The organism is Bradyrhizobium sp. (assembly GCF_019242285.1).
In the GTDB taxonomy this organism is placed as follows: Bacteria; Pseudomonadota; Alphaproteobacteria; order Rhizobiales; family Xanthobacteraceae; genus Bradyrhizobium.
On the sequence record NZ_JAFAVV010000412.1, the window covers coordinates 1 to 5,652 of the forward strand.

Genomic DNA, 5,652 nt, shown 5'->3' on the forward strand with positions numbered 1-5,652 from the left:
GCTGCGCGCCGAGCAGGTGCTCGAGCATATGGGTAAGGCCGGCTGATGGCATCGCTCGATCGTCCGGTCCTGATCGCCGGCGGCGGCATCGGCGGCCTCGCCGCGGCGCTTGGCCTCGCGCAAAAGGGCTTTCGCTCGATTCTATTGGAGAAGGCGTCGGCGCTCGGCGAGATCGGCGCCGGCATCCAGCTCGGGCCGAACGCGTTTCACGCCTTCGATTATCTCGGCGTCGGCGAGGCCGCGCGCGGCATGGCCGTCTATATCGACCAGCTTCGGCTGATGGATGCGCTCACCGCCGAGGAGATCACCCATGTCGATCTCGGCGATGCCTTCCGCGCGCGTTTCGGCAACCCCTACGCCGTCGTGCATCGCGGTGACCTCCATGGCGTATTCCTGAAGGCCTGCCGGGATTCTGATTTGATCGAGCTGCGTGTCTCCAGCGAGGTCACCGGCTATGACCAGGATGGCGCGTCGGTGACCGCTCATCTCGCGACCGGCGAGCGCGTCACCGGCTCGCTCCTGATCGGCGCCGACGGCCTGTGGTCGAACGTGCGCAAGCAAGTCGCGGGCGACGGCGCGCCGCGCGTCTCCGGCCATACCACCTATCGCTCGGTGATCCCGACGGAGCAGATGCCGGAGGATTTGCGATGGAACGCGGCGACGCTGTGGGCCGGACCAAAATGTCACATCGTGCATTACCCCCTGTCGGGTTGGAAGGTGTTCAACCTGGTCGTGACCTATCACAATGATGCGCCCGAGCCCGTGGCAGGCAAGCCCGTCAGCCAGCAGGAGGTGCTGCAGGGTTTTGGCCATGTGCACGCGCGAGCGCAGAGCATCATCCGCCATGGCCGGGATTGGAAGCTCTGGGTGCTGTGCGACCGCGATCCCACCGAGCGCTGGGTCGACGGCCGCGCCGCGCTGCTCGGCGATGCCGCGCATCCGATGCTGCAATATTTCGCGCAAGGCGCCTGCCAGGCGATGGAGGACGCGGTGTGCCTGTCGCACATGCTGGCCGCGCACGAGGACCACGCCGTCGCGCTTGAGGCCTATCGCGCGCAGCGCCTGCCGCGCACCGCGCGGGTGCAACTGCTGTCGCGCGCGATTGGCGAGCACATCTATCATCCCGACGGCGAGCACGCCCGGCTGCGCAATGCGATCATGGGCGCGAAGTCGTCCGAAGAATGGTACGGCGATCTGGCATGGCTCTATGGTGGAACGGGGCTGGGATCGTAGGGTTGCCGTCATTGCTCGCAATGACACGGGCTACATCCGCATCACGGCTTGGCGGTCGATCTTGCCGGTGCCGGTCTTCGGCAACTCTTCGACGAAGGTGATCTCGCGCGGATATTTGTAGGGCAGCAGTTTCGCCTTGACGAAATCCTGTAACCGCCTGGTCGCATCACCCTCGTCGAAGGCACCATCGTTCATCACCACCACTGCCTTCAGCATCATGCGGCGGTCCGGCAACTCGACCGCATAGACCGCGCATTCGCATACCTCGGGATGCTCGGCGAGGCACAATTCGACCTCGAGCGGATAGACCCACTGACCGGAGATCTTGATCAGGTCGTCGGCGCGGCCGCGGAAGAAGTGGAAGCCCTCGGCGTCGCGGACGAAGCGGTCGCCGGTGTAGATCCAGCCCTCCTCGCGGATGGTCTCCGCGGTCTTGTCCTTTCGCTTCCAATAAAGCGGCGTAGCGGAATCGCCGCGCACCCACAGGATGCCTTCCTCGTCGTCGCCGACCTCGCGGCCGTCCTTGTCCTTCGCGATCTCGTAGCCGGGTACGCGGAGGCCGGCAGCACCTGGCTTCTTCCGGTCGGGCCGGTTGCAGAGATAGATGTGCAGCACCTCGGTCGAACCGAGCCCTTCGACGATTTCCAGCCCGGTCAGCCGCTTCCAGCCGTTGAAGACCTCGCTCGACAGCACCTCCGCGGCCGACACCGAAAGGCGCAGCGAGGAGAAATCCGCGTCGTGCGCGCCGTCGGCCTTGGTCAGCGAGGTATAGAGCGTCGGCAGTCCGAAGAACACGGTCGGCTTGAAGCGCGCGATTGCGTCGAAGATGGCCGCCGGTTTCGGCTGGCCCGGCAGCAACAGCGTCGTTGCGCCGGCTGAGAATGGGAAAGTGATCGAATTGCCAAAGCCATAAGCGAAGAAGATCTTCGGCACCGAGAAGCAGATGTCGCCCGCCGTCAGCTTCAGGACGTTCTGCGCAAAAGCAAGATCGGCATAGGCCATGTCGTGCTGCAGATGCACGATGCCCTTGGGCCGTCCGGTCGAACCCGACGAATACATCCAGAAGGCCATCTCGTTGCGATGGGTATCGACCTCGGCCAGCTCGGCTGGAAAATTATCCAGCCATTCCTCCGCAGCCATCGCCTCCGGGGCGTCGTTCTCGCCGATCTCGCCATTGACCACCAGCAGCGTCTCGAGCCGGGTGTCCCGGCAGGCTTCCGCGTTGAAGCGCGGGCAGAACTCGGCGTCCACGACCGCGACCTGCGCGCCGCTGTCGGCGAGATAGAATTGCAGCAAATCCGGCGGCGTCATCGTGTTGATCAGCAGTGGCACGAAGCCGGCGCGCACCGCGCCGAAGAACGCCGCCGGATAAGCCGGCGTGTCGTCGAGAAACAGGAGGACGCGGTCGCCGCGCCGAAGTCTGAGCCCGCGGAAACAGCGGCCCCAGCGGCAGGCTTCGGCGCAGAGCTCGGCATAGGTCAGCGTGCCGGCGCGGCCGGTGAGCGCCACCCGATCGCCATGGCCCCTGGCGAGATTGTCGAACAGGATGCGGCTGGCATTGTAGCGCTCAGGAGTGTCGAACCCGATCTCGCGGGCGCCGGGATTGTCGCGCGGCACGCCGTCCTTGATCTCACGCGCCATGACGCGCCTCCTCGTACCGCGACATGAAGCGCGGAGACATCGCGCGCAGCCGCGCATCGTCGATCCGGCCGGAGCGGGTGATGTAGCTGTAGGCGAAATCCATCAGGCCCAACTTCATGTGCTCGGGGAATTTCTCGTACCAGTCGGCGCTGGTGCGTGCAGCGGTGACGAGCTTCTTCACGATCGGCTTCCGCTCGGCTTCATAGCGCGCGAGGCTGCGCGGAATGTCGGTTTCCGCCTCCAGCGCCTTGACCAGCGCGATCGCGTCCTCGATCGCGAGCCGTGTGCCCGACCCGATCGAAAAGTGCGCGGTGTGCAGTGCGTCGCCGATCAGCACCATGTTGTGGTGGGACCAGTGCTCGTTCCAGACCCAGGGGAAGTTGCGCCACGTCGAACGGTTGGAGATCAAGGCGTGGCCATCGAGCGCGTCGCAGAACACCTCCGCGCAGATCGCCCTCGATTCCTCGATGGTCTTGTCCGCAAAACCATAAGCCTGCCAGGTGGCGCGGTCGCACTCGACCAGGAACGTGCTCATCGTCGGCGAGTAGCGATAGTGATGGGCATTGAAATGGCCGAGGGCGGTCGCGACGAAGGTCTGCGACAGCGTGGCGAAGGTCTTTGTCGTGCCGTACCAGGCGAACTTGTTGGTTGCGTAGGAGACCGAGAAGCCGAAATCGCCCTCGAAGGCGCGACGCACCATCGAGTTCAGCCCGTCCGCGGCGACGATCAGGTCGTAGCCGCCAAGCGCTTCGATGGACCGGACCGCCGTATCATACCGTGCCTCGACGCCAACGGACTGGGCTTGCCCGCGCAGAAGCGCCAGCAATTCCAGCCTGCCGATGGAGGAGAAGCCGACGCCGTCGATCTCGACGCTTGCGCCATGCAGGTTGAGGGTGATGTTCTTCCAGCGCTCCATCCTGGGCGCAATTGCATCCACGGTGTCGGGATCGTCGGCGCGCAGGAAGTCGAGGGCCTGGTCGGAGAATACCACGCCGAAGCCGAACGTCGCGTCGGCGCCGTTCTGCTCGAACAGGTCAACGCGCGCATCCGGATGACGCTTCTTCCAGAGATAGGCGAAATAGAGCCCGCCCGGCCCTCCGCCGATCACGGCGATCCGCACGATGGATGTCCTCCCGATCGACAGTATGCTGATGGTTGGAAGCAAACTAGCTCGCGCTCCCAGGCCGTGCCATCGAAAAGATCGGCATGCCGTGGGCGATCGCCGGCATCCGACCAGGATTGCGCCGCCGCGTTGGCGGTGAATATTGATGCAACCCGCGCGTACGAAATGAGCAGACGCGCCATGTTGCACTGCGTTGCGCCTGATGGCGGTTGGATTGCCAGGGCAGGAACCGGCGGGCTGCGCGCCCAAGCGTGTTGCGTCGGTTGGGGAATCTGACAAACTGATGACAAGTCGATCTCATGGGGTAAGGGTAATGTCGAACAGGTTCACGCAGTATATTCTGGCCGCGATGGTGCTGGGGGTCGTGGTCGGTGCCTTCATCTTCAATTTCATGCCGGACAGCCGCGCCGAGCTTTCGTCCGACATCAACCTGCTCGCCGTTCTGTTCCTGCGCCTGATCAAGATGATCATCGCGCCGCTGGTGTTCGCCACCCTCGTCGGCGGCATCGCCCACATGGGAAGCGGCTCCAAGCTGGGGCGCATCTTCGCCAAGACGCTCGGCTGGTTCGTCAGCGCGTCCTTCATCTCGCTGCTGCTCGGCCTCATCATGGTGAACCTGTTGCAGCCGGGCGCGAACTTCCCGGGCGCGCTGCCGGACAAGTCGCAGTCGACCGGATTGCCGGTCTCCGCCTTCTCGATCGAGAAGTTCCTGACCCACCTGATCCCGACCTCGATCGCCGACGCCATGGCGCAGAACGAGATCCTGCAGATCGTGATCTTCGCTGTGTTCTTCTCGGTGGCGATGGGCGCGCTGCCGGAGCGTTCCAAGGCGTTGCTCGGCCTGATCGACGACGTCGGGCACATCATGCTGAAGGTCACGAGCTATGTGATGCTGTTCGCGCCGGTCGCGGTATTTGCCGCGATCACCGCGACGGTCGCAAAGAATGGCCTTCTCGTGTTGTGGAAGCTCATCGTCTTCATGGGCGGCTTCTATCTGTCGCTGCTGATCCTCTGGGGACTCTTGGTGATTGCCGGCTTCATCGTGATCGGGCCGCGCTACAGTCATCTGCTCCGGCTGATCCGCGAACCGCTGATGATCGCGTTCTCGACCGCGAGCTCGGAAGCCGCCTATCCGAAGACGCTGGAGGGGTTGAACCGCTTCGGCGCCTCCTCGCGCATCTCGAGCTTCGTGCTGCCGCTCGGCTATTCCTTCAACCTCGACGGCACGATGATGTACTGCACCTTCGCCTCCATCTTCATCGCGCAGACCTACAAGATCGAGATGTCCCTGCCGACGCAGCTCGCGATGCTCGCGACGTTGATGATCACCTCCAAGGGCGTCGCCGGCGTGCCGCGCGCCTCGCTGGTGGTGATCGCCTCGACCTTGAGCCAGTTCAATATCCCCGAGGCCGGGCTGCACATGATCATGGGCATCGACACCTTCCTGGACATGGGCCGCAGCGCCACCAACGTGATCGGCAACACGCTCGCGACATCAGTGGTTGCGAAGTGGGAAGGCGAGCTCGGGCCGGAGCATGCGCTCGGCCCGACCGACGTGGTGCCGCCGAGCATGGTGCCGGGCGAGGTCCCGGCGATGGCTGGTCACTGAGAGGAGATGCAGATGCGTCTCATCGCGGGTCTTGCCGCGGCCGCAA

4 protein-coding genes are annotated in these 5,652 nt (G+C 64.3%); 2 read left to right on the forward strand and 2 right to left on the reverse strand.

Annotated features, from left to right (window positions below; all coding sequences use genetic code 11):
- The first annotated feature begins 45 nt into the window (after positions 1 to 45).
- Positions 46 to 1,233, forward strand: a complete 1,188-nt coding sequence (locus tag JOY90_RS15915; RefSeq protein WP_291692072.1) for a 3-hydroxybenzoate 6-monooxygenase — start codon at positions 46 to 48, stop codon at positions 1,231 to 1,233.
- A 30-nt stretch (positions 1,234 to 1,263) separates the two neighbouring features.
- On the opposite strand, the gene JOY90_RS15920 is transcribed toward JOY90_RS15915, so the two are convergent.
- Both JOY90_RS15920 and JOY90_RS15925 read right to left on the reverse strand, forming a co-directional pair.
- The gene (locus JOY90_RS15920) at positions 1,264 to 2,874 is read right to left on the reverse strand and encodes a benzoate-CoA ligase family protein (protein ID WP_291692073.1); all 1,611 of its coding nucleotides are present in this window, start codon (positions 2,872 to 2,874) and stop codon (positions 1,264 to 1,266) included.
- The gene (locus JOY90_RS15925) at positions 2,864 to 3,994 is read right to left on the reverse strand and encodes an FAD-dependent monooxygenase (protein WP_291692074.1); all 1,131 of its coding nucleotides are present in this window, start codon (positions 3,992 to 3,994) and stop codon (positions 2,864 to 2,866) included. Before JOY90_RS15925 ends, JOY90_RS15920 begins: the two co-directional genes overlap by 11 nt.
- A 316-nt stretch (positions 3,995 to 4,310) precedes the next feature.
- Here JOY90_RS15925 and JOY90_RS15930 point away from each other — a divergent pair, with 316 nt between their 5' ends.
- Complete coding sequence (locus JOY90_RS15930) at positions 4,311 to 5,606, forward strand: dicarboxylate/amino acid:cation symporter (RefSeq protein WP_291692075.1); 1,296 nt, start codon at positions 4,311 to 4,313, stop codon at positions 5,604 to 5,606.
- Positions 5,607 to 5,652 lie beyond the last annotated feature (46 nt).

Coding starts and splice junctions, on each gene's coding strand:
- JOY90_RS15915 (WP_291692072.1), top strand. CDS start 46: ATGGCATCGCTCGATCGTCCGGTCCTGATCGCCGGCGGCGGCATCGGC.
- JOY90_RS15920 (WP_291692073.1), bottom strand. CDS start 2,874: ATGGCGCGTGAGATCAAGGACGGCGTGCCGCGCGACAATCCCGGCGCC.
- JOY90_RS15930 (WP_291692075.1), top strand. CDS start 4,311: ATGTCGAACAGGTTCACGCAGTATATTCTGGCCGCGATGGTGCTGGGG.